The 19,524-nt window shown below is 33.8% G+C and carries 13 protein-coding genes; 12 read left to right on the forward strand and 1 reads right to left on the reverse strand.

The genetic code is table 11. From position 1 onward, the window contains the following. Positions 1-181: 181 nt before the first annotated feature. From AACZ41_RS16375 to AACZ41_RS16420, 10 genes are all read left to right on the forward strand, one after another. A complete protein-coding gene (locus tag AACZ41_RS16375; protein WP_339629682.1) occupies positions 182-718 on the forward strand; it encodes an NAD(P)H-dependent oxidoreductase in 537 nt (178 codons plus the stop codon). A 75-nt stretch (positions 719-793) separates the two neighbouring features. Beyond that, complete coding sequence (gene tilS / locus AACZ41_RS16380; protein ID WP_339629683.1) at positions 794-2,104, forward strand: tRNA lysidine(34) synthetase TilS; 1,311 nt, start codon at positions 794-796, stop codon at positions 2,102-2,104. Then, positions 2,104-4,065, forward strand: coding sequence for a cytochrome c biogenesis protein CcdA (locus AACZ41_RS16385; RefSeq protein WP_339629717.1), 1,962 nt, complete (start codon positions 2,104-2,106; stop codon positions 4,063-4,065). Before tilS ends, AACZ41_RS16385 begins: the two co-directional genes overlap by 1 nt. A gap of 106 nt (positions 4,066-4,171) precedes the next feature. Then, positions 4,172-6,571 (forward strand): penicillin acylase family protein, encoded by a 2,400-nt coding sequence (locus AACZ41_RS16390; protein WP_339629684.1) that lies wholly within the window; start codon positions 4,172-4,174, stop codon positions 6,569-6,571. 148 nt (positions 6,572-6,719) lie between these two features. Then, positions 6,720-7,460, forward strand: coding sequence for a hypothetical protein (locus AACZ41_RS16395; protein ID WP_339629685.1), 741 nt, complete (start codon positions 6,720-6,722; stop codon positions 7,458-7,460). Next, positions 7,457-10,228 carry a TonB-dependent receptor gene (locus tag AACZ41_RS16400; RefSeq protein WP_339629686.1) on the forward strand — a complete coding sequence of 924 codons (2,772 nt, stop codon included), beginning with the start codon at positions 7,457-7,459 and terminating at the stop codon, positions 10,226-10,228. Before AACZ41_RS16395 ends, AACZ41_RS16400 begins: the two co-directional genes overlap by 4 nt. 19 nt (positions 10,229-10,247) lie before the next feature. Then, positions 10,248-11,459 (forward strand): DUF4249 domain-containing protein, encoded by a 1,212-nt coding sequence (locus AACZ41_RS16405; RefSeq protein WP_339629687.1) that lies wholly within the window; start codon positions 10,248-10,250, stop codon positions 11,457-11,459. Between the two features lie 55 nt (positions 11,460-11,514). Beyond that, positions 11,515-12,735 carry a DUF4249 domain-containing protein gene (locus tag AACZ41_RS16410; RefSeq protein WP_339629688.1) on the forward strand — a complete coding sequence of 407 codons (1,221 nt, stop codon included), beginning with the start codon at positions 11,515-11,517 and terminating at the stop codon, positions 12,733-12,735. Between the two features lie 21 nt (positions 12,736-12,756). Next, positions 12,757-14,511, forward strand: coding sequence for a hypothetical protein (locus tag AACZ41_RS16415; protein ID WP_339629689.1), 1,755 nt, complete (start codon positions 12,757-12,759; stop codon positions 14,509-14,511). A gap of 60 nt (positions 14,512-14,571) precedes the next feature. Next, entirely contained in the window at positions 14,572-16,107 is a 1,536-nt protein-coding gene (locus tag AACZ41_RS16420) for a YifB family Mg chelatase-like AAA ATPase (protein WP_339629690.1), read from the forward strand. Positions 16,108-16,452: 345 nt separating this feature from the next. Here the strand turns inward: AACZ41_RS16420 and AACZ41_RS16425 are convergent, their stop codons facing one another. Then, on the reverse strand, positions 16,453-17,214 hold the full coding sequence (locus AACZ41_RS16425) for a DUF6090 family protein (protein WP_339629691.1): 762 nt from the start codon (positions 17,212-17,214) through the stop codon (positions 16,453-16,455). Positions 17,215-17,280: 66 nt separating this feature from the next. On the opposite strand from AACZ41_RS16425, the gene AACZ41_RS16430 reads away from it, so the two are divergent. Beyond that, on the forward strand, positions 17,281-17,445 hold the full coding sequence (locus tag AACZ41_RS16430; protein WP_339629692.1) for a hypothetical protein: 165 nt from the start codon (positions 17,281-17,283) through the stop codon (positions 17,443-17,445). A gap of 628 nt (positions 17,446-18,073) precedes the next feature. After that, positions 18,074-18,826, forward strand: coding sequence for a PepSY-like domain-containing protein (locus tag AACZ41_RS16435; RefSeq protein WP_339629693.1), 753 nt, complete (start codon positions 18,074-18,076; stop codon positions 18,824-18,826). Positions 18,827-19,524: the final 698 nt, after the last annotated feature.

Genomic DNA, 19,524 nt, shown 5'->3' on the forward strand with positions numbered 1-19,524 from the left:
GCCCAAGCTCTTATGGCATCTAAAAAAAACAATCTTGACTTAGAGTTGCTCATTATAGTAATTATATCCTATATACTTATAAAACAGTATGTTTGGATGTTTACGGCTGCAAAATTAGATAAAAAAAGTTCAGGTTTATTCTATTTGGATTAAATTCGCTAACATTCAAAAAATGATGTTTATGGGTTATATTCTAGCATTTGCAGGTAGTAATTCTTCCACTTCTATCAATTATAAATTGGTAAATTTTACCTCCTCATTAATAAATGGTCATGAAGTGCGGTTAAGAGATATGGCTAATCATCCATTTCCTATGTATAGCGAAGATATTGAAAAGGATTATGGATTCTCAAATTCACTTGTTGAATTTAAGAATGAAATAAGAAATGCTAAAGGTTTGATAATTTCTGTAAATGAACATAATAGCTACCCGTCTGCTTATTTTAAAAATGTATTAGATTGGCTTTCTAGGTTAGATGCTCAATTTTTAGTCAATAAGAAGATTTTGTTAATGGCTACATCCAATGGAGGCCGTGGTGCAATAGGGGCATTAGAGGTAGCGGAAAAAATGCTGACGCGTTTTAAGGGTGAGGTTGTCGAAACCTTCTCACTTCCAAAATATGGTGAAAATTTCGATGAAGAAAAAGGAATTACCAATGCGGAATTAGCCAAAATTCATGCTGAGAAAGTAGCTTCTTTTGTTAAATCAATTTCTTAAATATTAGGATAGAATTTAAGGGATTAAACTCGAGGATATTCGTAATGTTCATAGATACTTAGTTACCTTTATACCGTGTTAAAAGCGTTTAAAAAACATATTGTAGATTCTTTCCCTGAACTGCTAGATAATCATTTCATTATTGCCTGTAGTGGTGGATTGGATAGTATCGTGCTTACGGATTTGTGCCACCAGGCTCAACTTCAATTTTCTCTAGCCCATTGCAATTTTAGATTAAGAGGTGAAGAAAGTAACAGAGATGAAAATTTTGTTCGCGACTATGGAGATAAGTTAGGTGTAGTGGTTTATGTGACTCATTTTGATACAATTGGCTTTGTAAATCAACACAAAGTCTCTATTCAAATGGCAGCACGTGAACTTCGATATACTTGGTTTGAACAGTTATTAATAAAGCATACTTTTCCATATGTCTTAACTGCCCACCATGCCAATGATAATTTAGAGACTTTTTTAATTAATCTTTCTAGGGGTACAGGTATAGACGGATTAACTGGAATACCAGCTAAAACAGCAATTTTAAGAAGACCTCTGTTGCCTTTTACAAGGCAGGAATTAGAGTCATATGCTGAAGAGCAAAAACTAAATTGGAGAGAAGATGCAAGTAATGCCGATACAAAGTATTTAAGGAATAAAATACGTTTAGAGATTATTCCGAAATTGAATGAATTGCATCCTACTTTTGTAGATAATTTCAATAATACGATTCATTATTTAAGTCAGACCGAAACCATTGCCTCTGCATATCTTCAAAAATTGAAAGAAGAACTTTTTGTTGAAATAGATGGGAGGATTGAAATTTCAATTTCGAGGCTTAAATCATTAAATCCGCTTTCAACGTATCTATTTGGACTTTTCAATACATACGGATTTAAAGAATTAGAGAAAATCGAAGCCTTGTTAGATGGGTTGAGCGGAAAACAGTTGGTGTCTTCAACTCATGTTTTGGTAAAGAATCGTGACGTATTGATACTGTCTTCAATTGATAAGAAGGTAGGGGGAGAAGAAGAGTTTTTTATAAACGAAAGTCTGGTGGAATTAAATCGCCCACTATCACTAAAATTTTCGGTAGTACCTGAACGTTATAATAATTCTGTTAAAGAGATATTCGTTCAAAAAAATGCGTTAAAGTATCCTTTGGTGATAAGAAAATGGAAAAAGGGCGACTACTTTTACCCATTGGGCTTAAATCATAAAAAGAAACTTTCAAAATTTTTTAAAGATGAGAAGGTTGATGTTCTATCAAAAGAACAGATATGGCTATTATGCTCTAATGAGCAAATTGTATGGGTTATAGGTATGCGAGCAGACCATCGATTTAGAGTTGAAGATAGTACTGAAGAGATTTTAAAAATAGAAATGATATGATGAGAATAATTATTTTACTTCTTTTTGTGGTTGTGTTGCCTCTTGGTGCATATGCCCAATCGGATGATAACCCGGTAGTTTGGGAGAAGGAAATTAATAAAATTTCAGATACTGAGTATGAATTGATAATGCAGGCCGAAATTTATGAAGGTTGGCATTTGTATTCACAATTTACTTCTGAATTTGGAGCTTTGCCTATTATTTTGAAATATAAAGGAGCTGATCAAAAATATGTATTGATCGAGGGTACAACTGAGAGTGAAACATTTACAGAATACAGCGATATATTTGAAGTTGATGAAACTTTTTTTAAAGAAAACGCCACATTAACTCAGCGTATAAAAATTCTTGATTCTACGATTAATCAAATCGAAGTTTATGTGGAATATCAGGTGTGCAAAGATGTTTGTATTCCTATGGATAAAGAATTCATTTTCACTTTAGACGGCTCGGAAGCAAAAAAAACGGTTTTAGCGGTAGACGACAGGAGCTTAACATTAGGTGAAAAATTAAGATTAGACCTAAAGAATAAAGAACTCCTTACTCAAGGTCAAGATAATATTGCCGAAAGTACAAATATTTGGGTCATTTTCGGCTTGGGTTTCCTTGGGGGGCTCATTGCGTTATTGACACCCTGTGTATTCCCAATGATACCTTTAACCGTGTCATTTTTCACAAAACACTCACAGAAAAAATCGAAAGGAATTATAAATGCTCTTTTATATGGTTTCTTTATTGTGCTAATCTACTTTTTATTAAGTCTGCCATTTCATTTATTTGATTCGGTCGATTCGCAGATACTCAATTCTATTGCAACCAATGTGTGGTTGAATCTTTTATTCTTTTTCATATTTCTATTCTTTGCTTTTTCCTTTTTTGGATACTATGAACTGACCTTACCAAGTTCATGGGCAAATAAAATGGATGCGGTTTCGTCGAAGGTTGGTGGAGTTATCGGTATCTTTTTCATGGCAGTAACCTTGGCTATAGTATCATTCTCATGTACAGGACCCATATTAGGAGGTTTGTTAGGAGGAACAACTTTGGCCGAGGGAGAAGTTGCAACAAACCTTACGGCCGGTATGACTGGTTTTGGAGCTGCGTTGGCATTGCCATTTGCTCTTTTTGCATTATTCCCAGCATGGTTGAATTCACTTCCAAAATCTGGTGGGTGGATGACTACCGTAAAAGTGGTACTCGGATTTTTAGAAATAGGCTTGGCTTTAAAATTCTTATCAAACGCTGATATGGTTGGTCATTGGGGTATATTAAAGCGAGAAATTTTTTTAGGAATATGGATTGTTTTAGGAATAGCAATGACACTTTACCTATTCGGAATATATAAATTTCCGCACGACGGGCCTGTCAAGAAATTAACTATCGGTCGCAAATTAATTGCCTTTGCAAGTTTAACATTTACAGTTTACTTGATTCTAGGTCTTACCAAAATAACCAACCTAAAATTATTAAGTGGTTTTCCGCCACCAGAGTTTTACAGCGTATTTGAACAAGAGAGCGACTGTCCGCTCGGGATTGATTGTTTTAAAGATTTTGAGGAAGGTTTAGCTTTTGCTAAAGAAGTTAATAAACCAATTCTGTTAGATTTTACAGGTTGGGCATGTGTAAACTGTAGAAAGATGGAGGAAAATGTTTGGAGTGATCCAGAGGTGTTTCCTATCATTAAGAATAATTACGTACTCATATCATTATATACAGATGATAGAGAAGAACTGCCTGAATATGAGCAGTTTAATTTTAAATTTGATAGTGGTCGTGTAAAAGAGATTAGTAACATTGCTCAAAAATGGGGGACTTTTCAAGATATTAACTTTAATTCTATCTCTCAACCCTTTTATGTATTGTTGTCTCCAGATTTAAAAGTACTCAATTCAACCATGCAAAATTCTGATATTCCTACCTATAAAAACTGGTTATTAGATGGGCTTAGAAATAATAATTAATGTTCATGAACTGTAAGATGTTGACTACTTGTCAATAAAAAGCAGTACTGCGAGGTATTTGTTGTTAAAAATATCTCTAACTTAGAATTTAATTCCCCCGTTAAATATGAGAACATTTAAAAGAATCGGAAAAATTCTATTGGTAATTCTTGTCCTATTGGCAATAGGAATTGCAATTTTCATTTACACCTTAAAACCAGACTATTCTGGTGAACAAGAACTTGTTCATCTTGATCAAGAGGTTAATGTGTACTATGATAATTATGGTATTCCTCATATATACGGAGAGAACGAAAAAGATGCTTTCATGGCGCTAGGTTACGTTCACGCACAAGACCGTTTATGGCAAATGGAGTTACTTAGAAGAATTGGAAGTGGTGGCCTATCTGAAGTTTTTGGAAAAGATTTAGTGGGTACCGATAAGTTCTTTCTCTCGTTAGGTATTGCAGATGCTTCTAAAATTACCGTTGCCAATGTTGATGAAGAAAATGAAGGTGTTGTTTTGGCTAGAGCTTATTTAGATGGTATCAACCAATTTATTGCTGAAGGGCCTACACCAATTGAATTTTACCTAACGGGTATCGATAAAGAAGAATTTGTTTTAGAAGATATATATAACACCATAGGTTATATGGCATTCAGTTTCGCCATGGCACATAAAACCGACCCGCTTTTAACGACCATAAATTCTAAATTAGGTCCAGATTATTTAAAAGATTTACATATTGGTTCTGATGTAACTACAGAATGGATTAAAAATTTTAATCCTTCCCAAAATGATTCTATCCAAAACAACCTAACTGCCGCTGTTAACAAAGCATTAGGTGTATTGAATGTTCCATTATTTGAAGGTAGTAATAGTTGGGTTATCGCTCCGGAAAAGACTAAGAACGGAAAGGTCATTTTAGCCAATGATCCACATATTGGTTTTGCACAACCTTCTGTTTGGTATGAAGCACATATAGAAACCCCTAACTATTCTAAATATGGTTATCATATTGCAGGCATACCTTTTCCACTTTTAGGCCATAATAGAAAATCTGCCTATGGCATTACTATGTTCGAAAATGATGATGTCGATTTTTATTATGAACAGAACAACCCTGAAAATGATAATCAATACCTTTCTCCAAATGGATATGTCAATTATGAGATAATAAATAAAACCATTAAAGTAAAAGATTCAACCGATATAGAATTCACCTATAAGAAATCTGTACACGGACCTATTTTGAATGGTATTGCTGACCAAATTCAAGGAGATAGGCCAATAGCGATGTCATGGATATACACCCAAATGGACAATAAGGTGATTGATGCATTATTCGGATTGAGCCACGCTAATAGCTTCAATGAATTTAAGACAGCATTACCAAAAATTCATGCGCCAGGATTAAATATAATGTATGGTGATGCCGATGGTAATGTAGCTTGGTTTGCCACAGCACAACTTTATTATATTCCAGACTCAATAAATACAAAATTAATCTATGAGGTAGGGGAAGGACTTCCTCTACAAAAAGACCTGCTCAGCTTTAACGAAAATCCTCAAGCAATAAATCCGCCAAGTCATTATGTGTATTCTGCTAATAACCAACCTGATTCTATTGTGGGCATGCTTTACCCAGGGTATTACTTACCAGAAAATAGGGCGAAGAGAATTGTAGAGCTATTAGAGCCTAAAAATGATTGGGATAAAGATTCTACAAGTGAAATGATTAATGATGTTACGTCAACAGTAGAACCAACAATTATTGCAGATTTAGCCAAATTAATTGATATTAATTTGTTAAATGAGGCAGGATTAAAAGTTATGGACGGTTTAAAAATGTGGAATGGTAACTACAATCTTCAATCTGTAGAGGCGACTGTTTATAATCGATGGATTTATTATTATTTAAAAAATACGTTTAAAGATGAATTGGGTGAAGAATTATTTACCCAGTTTTTAAGTACCCATTTTATCAAACGTCTTATTGCACCATTATCGAGAAATGAAAGCTCGGTCTGGTGGGATGATATGTCAACTACAGATGTTGCCGAAAACATGCAGGATATTGTAAATAAATCATTTTCTGAAGCAATAACATCTTTGGAAAATGATTTTGGAAAAAATACTGAAAATTGGGAGTGGAAGAATGTCCATACTATAGAGCATGGTCACCCTATAGGGCAAATTGCGGCCTTGCGTTCATTTTTTAATGTAGGTCCTTATCCTATAGAAGGCGGTAGGGAGGTTATTAATAATCTGGCGTTTTCCTATGATGAAACAGGTTTTTACAAAACCAATTCAGGACCATCGACAAGAAGGATTGTTGATTTCTCAGATATTGAAAACAGCATTAGTATTTTACCTACGGGCCAATCAGGTAATCCTTTTAGTAAGCATTACAAAGATCAGGCAGATATGTATGTAAAAGGTGAATTTCGTAAAATGATGATGAATGAAGATGATATTAAAAAGAATGCGGAATCTACGTTGACCCTAATTCCTTTGGTCAAATAAGTGTTAAGTATTTAATGAGTCTGTTAAATTATTGAAGATATATTGGTAATTAGTCAACATACTATATTATTATTAAAACTTGATTATAAAATGTGACATTGAGTTTAAATTTATTATTTATTGTTATTTTTAAAACAATAACCAACCTATGAAAACCAACCAACTAGTGCTTGCACTAATATTGATTTTAATCACCACTAATTATGTGATTGGTCAAAATGTGCAAAAGGAACCTCAATTTTATAATTGGTTCGATAATCAGTTAAATAGATATAATACTTCGCTATTTAATGGCCTAGAGTATATTGAACTTTATAGGACTATTAATGAAAGACATAAGTTTTTTGAGAATAGCGATTTTCAAGATGGGTCAATTTTTTATGATGGTCAGTTTTATGATAAAGTGCCTTTAAAGTACGACCTAAACGTAGACGAATTGCTCTTTAATGTGGGATATAATTATCCCTACCCGACATTAATTCTTTTTAAATCTAAAGTAAAAAGTTTCACCCTTGGTAAAAGTGATTTTATTCAAATCAACAATATCGAAGGTGAAACAGAAATGGTAGGCTTTTATGAGGTGCTGTTGAATAAACAACCTATAACCTTACTAAAGAAAAACAAAAAGAAGCGATTTAAAAGAATAAAGGGTAATACCGTGTATTATGAATTTGATTACGATAATACATTTTATATATCGTATAAAAACAATTTTTATGAAATAGACTCTAAGAATGATATTATTAGAGTGTGGCCAGATAAGAAAGAGTATATAAATGAATATTATAATTCAGCATTACGTAAAACCAATGAAGATAACTTTTGGGCTAGTTTCTTTGAAAGGTTAGCTGATACATTCACTACCGAAAAAGAAGGAGAAAAGCTATGAGAAAATATTTACAACTGCTCATGCTTCTTTTGAGTATTGGCATCTTTGCACAAGAAAATGAAAATAGATATAATTTTCAATTTGAAAATAAGAATGTTTTAGAAGTTCTTAAAGAAATTGAACAAGAGACTGGGGACACTTTTTATTTAGATGAGAAGTGGGTGGCAGATAAAAATTATTCGGGAAATTTCACGAATGAAACTCTAGAGAATATTTTAGAAACCATTTTTAAAGAAACTAATCTGAATTTTTTTAGGCTAAATGATTCTAAAATAGTTTTTACTCAAAATAATATCATCTATAAAGATTTGCCTGAAGGTTTTTTTGGAAAGGAAGAGATAGATTCTGTTGTAGAAAACACCAATTATACAAGAATATCAAGTAATCCGGTATTTTCTAATATAGAAGCTTCCAATAAGAATACGGTAACACGAACGGTTCGTATAGGTAAAGAGAATTTGAACAATAATCGAAGTGGATACACCATTAAGGGTTATGCTAAAACTGCTGAGCAAGGTCAACCGATTTCTAATTTATCTATCATATTAAATGGAAAAAATTCAGGGGTCGTTACTAATGATGATGGCTTTTATGAACTAGAGGTGCCTATGGGTACGAGTATTTTAAAAACAAGCTCTTTAGGAATAGAGCCAAGCACTACCAGAATTATTGTTTTTAACGATGGCGAGTTAAACTTTAACCTAAATGAAAGTGTAGAGTTTTTAGACGAGGTAATTGTCGAAGCTAATGCCGCCAAGAATGTAGAAGAGGCTTTATCGGGAAGTACCGAGTTGGTAGTAGAAGAAACCAAGAACATACCATTGGTGTTGGGTGAACGAGATGTTTTGAAAGTAGCAACTACGCTACCGGGTATTTCTACGGCAGGTGAAGGTGCGGCTGGTTTTAATGTACGTGGTGGTAGTACAGATCAAAATCTTATTTTATTGGATAATGCTGTAATTTATAACCCTTCGCACTTTTTCGGAATTTTTCAGGCATTGAATCCCTTTACCACTAAAGATCTTAAGATTTTAAAAGGAGGTATACCTTCTGAATATGGTGGTCGTTTATCCTCTGTTTTTGACATCACTTCTAAAGATGCCAATAATGAAAAATTTTCAGGTGAGGCGGCCGTTGGGCCAGTGACCTCTAATGTGGCATTAGAAATACCTGTAGTAAAAGGTAAATCTGGACTTCTAGTTGGTGGTAGAGGTACCTATTCTGGATGGATTTTAAGATCTCTAAAAGATGAGTCTCTTCAAAATAGCGAAGCTTCATTTTATGATGCTATTGCTAAATATACGCATGTTGTAAATGATAAGAATACGGTAAGAGCTATGGGTTATTACAGTAGTGATGCTTTTAGTATTACTTCAGATTCGGTTTATGGGTATAATAATAGATTACTTTCTTTTCAATGGGATCACCAGTTCAATGAAAAGAATACTGCTAGTTTAATTGTAGCGAATAGTAATTATGAATTCAATATTGGTTACGAAGGTAATTCAGATAGTAATTTTGATTTAGGTTTTGTAGTTGATGAAACAGAAGCCAAATTTAAATTCACCTATTTACACAGTACAGCGCATAAGTTTGACTACGGTCTTTCTGCTAAATTATATAATGTGCAACCTGGTAATTTAGAACCAAATGGCGGTAATTCTATTGTAGACACTAAAATTATTCCTAATGAAAAGGCTGTGGAGGCAGCTCTTTATGTATCAGATAATTTTAATGTCAGTGATAAACTTCTCATCGATGTAGGTCTTCGGTATTCCATGTTTGCCACGCTAGGTATTGCAGATGCTCGTGTGTATGAAGAAAACATGCCAAAGAATGAAGAAACCTTGATTGAAACTGTTTCTTATGATACTAATGAAGTGGTAGAAACGTATGGTGGTCCAGAGATAAGACTTTCTGCACGATACTTTTTGGGTCGCGATTTATCTGTAAAAGCTAGTTATAACAGTACGTATCAATATATTCATAGATTGTCTAATACAACCACCATTAGCCCAATTGATACTTGGAAACTATCTGATAATAATATTAAACCTCAAAAGGGAAGACAAGTAGGACTCGGATTATATAAAAACTTAGAAGGCAATCAATACGAAATTAGCTTAGAAGGGTATTATAAGGAAGCCGATAATTTGTTGGACTTTAAAGTTGGTTCAGAACTTTTGCTAAACGAAACCATAGAGACAGAAACTTTACAAGGTGATGGTCAAGCATATGGTGTGGAATTTTTAATCCGTAAAAATTCAGGAAAGCTTAACGGATGGCTAGGCTATACCTATTCGCGTTCCTTTTTAAAGTTAGATAGTGAATTTGCTGAAGAGCGGGTGAATAATGGAGAATTCTTTCCCACTAATTACGATAAGCCCCATGACTTTAGTGCAGTAATGAATTATAAACTTACTAAAAGGTATAGTCTTTCGGCAAACTTGTCTTACCAAACCGGTAGACCTGTAACGTATCCTGTAGCACGGTATAACTTTAATAATTCCGAGTATGTTGTGTACAGTAACAGAAATGAATTTAGAATTCCGGATTATTATAGATTAGATCTTGGTATTAATATAGAAGGAAATCATAAGATTAAAAAATTGGCACATAGTTTCTGGAATATTTCAGTCTATAACGTGTTGGGCAGAAACAATCCATATTCGGTATTTTTTGTAACAGAGAATGGAGAGTTAAAGGCATATCAAAGTTCTATATTTTCGATTCCTGTACCAACCATTACATATAACTTTAAGTTCTAATATAAAAGGATTAATGCTGATGAAAATTATAAAATATTCATTTTTAATAAGTTGTATTTTATTGTTGGTTAATTGTATCGACCCTTTTGAAATTGAAACAACTGAATTTAAAAGCGCTTTAGTAATTGAGGGGACCATTACAGATCAAGAAGAAATTCAGCGCATTATGGTGTCACGTACATTTCCTTTAGACACTGTTTTAATGACAGGTTTAAGTGCTGCGAATGTTAATGTATTAGATAGTAATGGAGGCGTTTATTCCTTTAACGAAACTTCACCAGGCGATTACCGTTCCGATACTCCATTTGGAGCTACATCAGGCCTGACTTATACTTTAAAAGTAGAGACCGCTGATGGAAATAGCTATACATCAGAAGAAACAGCGGTTCCGTCAAAGACAAACATAGATAACTTATATGCCGATAGAGATTTTAAAGATGATGGTGCAGAAGAAGGTATGTATATCTATGTCGATAGTTATGATGCTACCGGTCAATCTAAGTATTATCGGTATGAATATGAGGAAACCTATAAGATAATAGCCCCAAACTGGAGTGCTTCAGATGCTTACATTGTTTCTCCATTACCCAATCCTGAAGTTGCAATACGAGCGAAAACTAAAGAGGAGCGAGTGGCCTATAATACCGTTGCTTCAAATACTATTATTCAAGAGAATACAACCGAATTAGGAGAAGACCGTGTAAATAAATTTCCTGTTCGATTTATAAATAGAGAAAATTTTATTTTATCTCATAGGTATAGTATTCTAGTAAGACAGTTTGTTCAGAATAGGGCTGCATTTTCGTATTATGAAACTTTAGAATTACTCTCAGGCACAGAAAGTCTTTTCTCCCAGCGGCAATCTGGTTTTTTAGAAGGGAATATTAAGTCTGATACGAATGCAGATGACGATGTAGTTGGTTTCTTTCAAGTAAGTACTGTTTCTGAAAAACGTTTGTTTTTTAATTACACTGATTTTTTTGAAGGTGAAAGTTTACCGAAATATCCAATCGATTGTACTTTGGTTTCTCCACCAATTATAAATGAAGCTGGTGCTTCTCCATTGCTAGTAGCTATAGAGTTAGAAACGCTTAAATATGTAGAGGAATATAATCAAGAAACAAATCCTAATAATCTTAGTGAATTCGGTCCATTTTTAATGGTAGCGGCCCCATGTGGAAATAGTACATTTTATGGTACTAATGTAGTGCCAGAGTTTTGGATGGAATAAGTGAATGACTAATTAAGCAATACATAATAGTAGATAAATTTTTAAATTTTTGAAAGTGGAATATTTAAAATCAACGATTCACTTACTCTTTGTAATATGCCTAGGTATCTTTATGCATAGTTGTATTGATTCGTTTGAAATTGAAACAATCGAGTTTAATAGTGCTTTGGTCGTAGAGGGTACAATTACCGACCAAAACGAGATACAGCTTATTAGGGTTTCAAGAACGTTTCCACTAGATACAGTTTTAATGTCTGGATTAAGCAAGGCAAAGGTTGAGGTTAAAGATAGTAATGGCAGTATTTATGAATTTAAAGAGACATCTGCTGGTGTCTATACCTCTAAGGTGCCTTTTGCGGCTGTTGCCGATCTTACCTATTCATTGACAATACAATCGAATGATGGAAAAACATATATTTCTGAAGATACAACGGTGCCAGCAACCAGTATTATTGATAATTTATACGCCGAAAGAGATTTTAAGGATGATGGTGCTGAGGAAGGTATGTTTATTTATGTAGATAGTTATAATCCTACAGGTCAATCGAAATATTATCGATATGAATATGATGAAACATTTAAGATTATAGCACCATTTTGGAGCTCTGCTGATGCCTATGTGGTTACACCGCTACCTGAGCCAGAAGTAGATATTAGGGCAAGAACTGAAGAGGAGCGTGTTTGTTACAAAACAGTTTCTTCAAATACAATCATTCAGGAGAATACAACAGAATTCAGTGAGGATCGCGTTAATAAATTTCCAGTACGTTTTATTAATAGAGAGAATTTCATTCTATCTCATCGATATAGTATTTTGGTAAGACAATTTGTGCAGAATAGGGCTGCATATGCCTATTATGAAACCCTAGAAACGCTATCTGGCTCAGAAAGTCTTTTTTCTCAAATTCAAGCCGGCTTTCTAGAAGGAAATATAAAATCACAAACAGATAAAGAAAACGTTATCGGTTATTTTCAAGTAAGTACGGTTTCAGAGAAGCGTATATTTTTTAATTATACTGATTTTTTTCCTGGTGAAAATTTGCCAGATTATGTGAGTGATTGTCCATTGCTGGCCCCGCCGCTTATAACCGAAGGTGGTGCATCTCCATTAATTGATGGTATTGAACAGAATCTTCTTAAATATTATAGTGAGTATTCTCCGATGGATGATTTATTAACGACAGAGTCACCTGGACCTTATTATATGGTATACTCCGTTTGTGGCGATTGTACGGTTTTGGGAGATAATACAGTGCCTGATTATTGGATTGAATAAGAAGAATAAAAAGCTTTAGACATGAAGAATAAAATTAATATAATAGTACTTGTGGTAATTCATTTTACATTACTTCAAATGAGGGCACAAGGTACAGCGGTTAGTCCAATAAATAATGAAGGCTTGGTTCCGCATCAAGAACAGGTATATGTACATACTAATTCAAAGCTTGTTTTTGTTGGCGAGTATCTTTACTATACCATTTATTGTTTGAAAGATAATACAGGCCAATTAAGCGATGTAAGCAAAATAGCCTATTTGAAATTGGTCAATGAAAATAGAGAAGTAGTCTTAAACCAAAAAATTAAGTTAACCGACGGTATTGGAGATAGTAATTTTTTCATTCCTTCAAGCATTCCTTCAGGAAATTATAAATTGATTGCCTATACGCAATGGATGCTTAATAATGGGAAGGATTATTTTTATAGTAATGATATAACTGTTTTAAACCCATATACAAGTAACCAAGCAGTTTTTAGGACAAAAAACATTGATGATGCAACCAAATCAGTTTTAAAATCATCTAATAATCAAAGTACTAATAGTATTAATGTGCCTGTACGGTTAGAATTAAATGAATCTATTTATGGAACTCGTCAACCAGTATCTCTACTTATATCATCCACCACATTAGAAGGTTTAGGCAACTATTCGGTATCAGTTAGAAAAGTTGATGAAATGGAGCCCCAGTTTAATACTTCAAGTTTGAATTATAAAGGTGTTTATCCACAGAAAGATAAAATAGAAAATCTCATACTTCCAGAATTAAGAGGGGAGCTTTTAATAGGGAATGTTTTAGCAGAAAATGAAAACGTAAATAAGAACAATAAGGCCTTAGGAGTGTCATTTCCAGGTAAGGAATATCTATTTAAATTAGTGACGACAAATGAGAAAGGACAATTTTTTATAAATGTAGAAGAAGATTATAATACAGAAGAGGTGTATGTTCAGGTGTTAGACGATGACGCTGAGGAATATAGCATCGAATTAAGACCAGAAGAAAATTTGAACTTGTCAGATTTAAAGTTTGACATGTTTAAATTGAATAGAGAAATGGAATCTCAAATAGAAGAACGAAGTATATATAATCAAATAGAGAACGCATATTATAGTAGTAAACCAGATACTATTTTAATAGGAAAACCCAATAGTAGATTTTATGGAGAAGGTACTATGAATTATGTACTTGATGATTATACAAGATTTCCGTCGATAAAAGAAACATTTGTTGAGGTCGTTGAACATGTTTGGATACAGGACAACAAGGATGGAAAACCAGAATTTCATGTTCGACCTATAGCACCTTATGTTGAATCAGGAAAGTTACCCTTGGTGTTTGTAGACGGAATTTTATTACTAGATCACGAGCGTCTTATTAATTTATCGTCGGCTCAGGTAGAATCTATTAATATATCAAGAAATCAACATTTTTATGGTACCAGAACATTTCAAGGTGTAGTAGATGTAACTACATTTAAATCTAATTTTTATGAGAACTATTACACTGATAATATGTTGTCTAAAAAACTTTTTAAACCTAATGAGAGTAAAAATTACTATCAGCAATCTTATGAAGGAGACTTAAAGGACGATTATAAAAGATTACCAGATTTCAGATATCAATTAATTTGGTTGCCTAATTTTAATACGAAGAACAAACAAGAAAAGATACAATTTTTCACATCTGATATTACCGGTAAATTTGAAGTCTCACTTGAGGGCTTTACAAACTCAGGAAAACCAGTATCATTAAAAAAGAAGTTTTCGGTTAAATAATAGAATGAAGTCATTTATAATAAAAGGGTTAAATTTAAAATCCAATATATAATAGATGATATGCTTACAAAAGTTTATGGTAGTGCAGTTTTTGGCGTAGAGGCTACGACAATAGTTGTTGAGGTTAATATCGACAAGGGTATTGGATATCATTTAGTAGGCCTGCCCGATAATGCAATTAAAGAAAGTAATTACCGAATTGCTGCCGCACTACAAAACAACGGTTATAAAATTCCCGGTAAAAAAATTACTATTAATTTGGCTCCTGCAGATCTTCGTAAAGAAGGATCGGCCTATGACCTTACGTTGGCTGTAGGTATTCTTGCAGCTTCTAATCAGATTAAATCTGAGAATATTGAGAAGTACATTATAATGGGAGAACTTTCCTTAGATGGTGGGCTACAGCCAATAAAAGGCGCATTGCCAATAGCCATTAAAGCTCAAGAGGAAGGTTTTACAGGTTTTATGCTACCTACTGCAAATGCAAAAGAGGCCGCTATTGTTGGTGATTTGAAAGTGTACGGAATCGATAATATTAAGCAAGTATTGGATTTCTTTGATAAGGGCACACCTTTAGAACAAACTATTATAGATACGCGAGAAGAGTTTTATAAAAATCTTGATTTTCCTGAATTTGATTTTTCGGATGTAAAGGGGCAAGAAAGTATTAAACGATGTATGGAGATTGCCGCTGCAGGTGGACATAATGTTATATTGATTGGTCCGCCTGGTGCCGGTAAAACCATGTTAGCAAAAAGATTACCCTCTATTTTGCCACCCATGACATTACATGAAGCATTGGAAACTACCAAAATTCATAGTGTGGTCGGTAAAATCAAGAACATGGGTTTAATGAGTCAACGGCCCTTTCGAAGTCCACATCATACAATTTCAGATGTAGCCTTAGTCGGTGGCGGTTCGTACCCTCAACCTGGTGAAATTTCCCTTTCGCACAATGGCGTTTTATTTTTAGATGAACTACCAGAATTTAAACGAGGCGTATTAGAAGTGCTTAGACAACCTTTAGAAGATAGGGAGGTAACGATATCTCGAGCACGATTTACGGTCACCTACCCCAGTAGTTTTATGTTAGTGGCAAGTATGAACCCTAGTCCTGGAGGGTATTTTAATGACCCAGATGCACCAGTAACATCTTCGCCTGCAGAAATGCAACGATATTTAAGTAAAATTTCTGGTCCGTTATTGGATCGTATCGATATCCATATTGAAGTTACACCGGTTCCTTTCGAAAAATTATCGGAAGAACGGAAAGGAGAGGGGAGTGTAGAAATCAGAAAACGGGTTACTGCCGCAAGGGAACTACAAACATTACGTTTTGCCGAATTAGAGAATGTGCATTATAATGCCCAGATGAATACCAAGCAAATTCGTGCCCATTGTAAGCTAGATGATAAATCGAAGTCATTATTAAAAAATGCTATGGAACGATTAAATCTTTCAGCACGGGCCTATGACAGAATTCTCAAAGTAGCTAGAACAATCGCTGATCTTTGTGGTGATTCAGACTTGAACGGCGATCATATATCAGAAGCAATCCAGTACAGGAGCCTAGATCGTGAGGGGTGGTTGGGGTAGGTTTTTGGTTATCAATTTGACCTCTAGCTAAAAGCTGTTGTCAGCCAAGTGTATTTGCTGAATTCATTTTCAGATACTAGTTTTAACGAATTTTTCTAAAGAATTTGATCATATGAAATAGTGGTTGGTTTAACAAGTTACTGAATTATTTAATCTATAATAATCATGATATAAAATAACTAGTTTGATTTTATACAAGTGATTTGAAGAAGGACTGAATTTTGTATTCCAGACTTACACATTCGGGCGTATAGCCTTAGCCATCCACTACAGAAGCTTAGATAGAGAGGGGTGGTTGGGGTAATATTTTACTTGCTGGATATATTCTTTTTTTGAATTGTAGCGCTAATTGACAATTTTTGAATTAAGACTTGTAACTAATTCTATGGCTAAGGAATCTTGCTTTTTAAAGTATTGAATAAAAAACTGATTTTTAAAAAAATAATACCCTGCGGCCTGCTCCCTCAACCGAAATCCAATCGAAGTTGGATCGTTGATATAGTCCCAATCTGAGGATCTGAACATATAATCTTCATCGAATAGATCATTTAATCCGAAGTATTTCATTGCCGCATTAACTTCTGAAGCCGTACCTAACATTGTTATGCTTGTCTGATTTAATTCGGCAATGTGTGTCGCAGCGATATCATACGTTTTGTAGTAACCCAAAATCTTATCCTTTAAGGACTTATCCTTGATAATACTCAATTTTCCTGAATTCACCAGCTCGTCAAAAGTTTTAATTTGTAGAATAAAATTATCGGCATTCCATTCAACCGATGAGTTAAGTTTTATAAAATCCTCGGTTGATTTTTGTGTTTGGTAGGCGTTGTGCACATGATTATAGAGGGCCTTTTTCTCTCGCTTTGAAAGTGCTATTCTTTCCTTAATAATAATTAAATCTTCTTTTATATCAGACAATAGATTTTCATAGATTTTCTTTTCAACAATGCGTTCCTTCCTATCCTCATTCCAATTATTGATCTGCAAAGCAATCAGGATCCCCATGACCACGAGTACAATCTCACCAATGGCATAGAGTAGGTATTTACGGAACTTGTTTTCAGTCAGTAATTTTTGACGAATTTTCCGAAAGAACTTTATCATAAAAGGAATAGGTTGGTGGTTTCCCTATCAAGGTACGGAAATATTCAGTTCCTAATTTTTTGTGTAATGGATTTGTCAGCTGCGAGATATTTTAAAGGTTACACCTTCGGGTGTATAGCCGAAGCGATGCAATATAGGAGTTTAGATATAGAAGGGTGGTTGGGGAAGATTTATGAGGAGGCCAACAAAATTCTATCCATGAGATTTACTGAATTTACTTTCGGTCAATAGTCTTTGTCCTATATTTTGTAAGAATTTAACCTTTTGAAGAATTTTTTTCAAACTTTTTTTTGACTACCATCTTCATTTCAATTATTGATTGGTAATGCAAATACGATTTCTCCAAAAGCATATTTTTATTACCTGCCAGTCCTATTTTTTAGATAGCATTTGCTGATGTATTGTCTGGATAAATTTAATCGTTTAAAGTAATGATTCAAAGTTATCTAAACAAGTTAGTAAATCATTAATAACATTATAAGTAATTGGTATATAGTATTTTAATCAATTTATATTAAGATAGAGGCTATGTTAATTAAGTAGAGTTTAACCCCCTGTTTTTAACGCTAATAATAGTGAATATCAAGGACAATTTGATTTTTTATTAAATGCCCTAAATGTTACTGGTTTTCAATCTCTCAGTAGAAAAACCATAGAGGTAAGAAATTGAAGTTTCACGTAAGTTAAACCCATTTAATATCAGATTTATACTGATTTGTGGTAGGGTTTTTTCTGTATTAATTGTTTTAGAATATATAAGAATTAATCTTAAATCCTTTGTAAAGTTAAAACCCCAATGAAACAAAAATTTAATGACGCCCAAATGAAAAATAAATTTAACCTATTAAAAAATTTAAAAATGAAAACCACTCAAAAAATGGCACTAGTTGCTTTAAGTGTTTTAACTGTTGTGTCTTGCAGCAAAAATAATGAGGATACTCTAAATGATTTATCCGTTGGTATCGCCTTAAAGGCAGATGCAAAAGTTAGAGTTGGTGATTTGTCCGTGGAAATTTTAGATTTTGTGGCAAGTGAATTTCCTGAATTAACTATAAATAAGGCAGAAGAAGAAGATAATGGTAATTTTGAAGTAGAATTAAGTGATGGCACAGAACTTATTTTTGATGCCAATGGTAGCTTTTTAGGTATTGATGATGACAGCCAAGAAAACGGTGACTTCGATGACTCTGAAGTTGCTAAAGAAGACTTATTGCAAGTTATTTTGGACTATATCGAGCTAAATTACCCTGGAGTGGGAATAGATGAAGCAGAATTAGAACATAATGATCAATACGAAGTGGAATTGAATGATGACACCATTTTGATTTTTAATATCACTGGTGATTTCCAGGGTGTTGGTGTCGATGAAAACGACCAAGATGATGATGGAAATTATGACTGGGAAGAAGAAGATGGGAACGATGATGGAGACACTATAGACCCCGCCCAATTACCAGTGATCGCACTGTCGTATTTGGATGAGACTTACCCAAATCTTACCATTCTACATGCGGAAATTGAAGATGAAGGCGATTTTGAAGTAACCATGAGCAATGGGTTGGAAGTTTATTTCGATGCCGAAGGAAATTTCCTTTCTGTGGATGAAGATTAAGATAATTTATTTTGTTATAGAAGGGCTATAGTCCCAAACCATAATAAAATTACCCTGTTGCCTAACTATTTTTTAGAGTTAGGGAACAGGGTTTTTAATTTGTATTTTGAAGAGTTATAGAAGAAGTAGTGGTTGGTTTAACAATTTACTGAATTATTTAATCTATAATATTCATGATATAACATAACAAGTTTGATTTTATACAAGGTATTTGCATTAGCTCTGATTTTGTATTCCAGAGTTACACATTCAGGTGTTTACCTGAAGCCATCCAGTAAAGGAGCTTAGATCGGGAAAGGTGGTTGGGGTAGGTTTTTGGTTATCAATTTGACCTCTAGCTAAAAGCTGTTGTCAGCCAAGTGTATTTGCTGAATTCATTTTCAGATACTAGTTTTAACGAATTTTTCTAAAGAATTTGATCATATGAAATAGTGGTTGGAGGTTTCCATTTTAAGGTACAGAACTATTTAACTCATGATTTTTAATATATAAATTAATGAATTTGTTTTCATAGTTAGGATTCCCATGATGTTACCCTAGTCAAGAAAATCGTAGATTTCAGACTTTCACATTCGGGAGTATAACGAAGCAATCCAATTAATTAAGGAGTTTGCTTACAGCTGTGGTTAGGGTACATGTATTTATTGCTTTTTGGTTCCCCCTCTAGCGCTCGTTTGCAACGAGTGCCCACAGGAGTA

It is taken from the genome of uncultured Maribacter sp., assembly GCF_963974015.1.
Lineage (GTDB): Bacteria > Bacteroidota > Bacteroidia > Flavobacteriales > Flavobacteriaceae > Maribacter.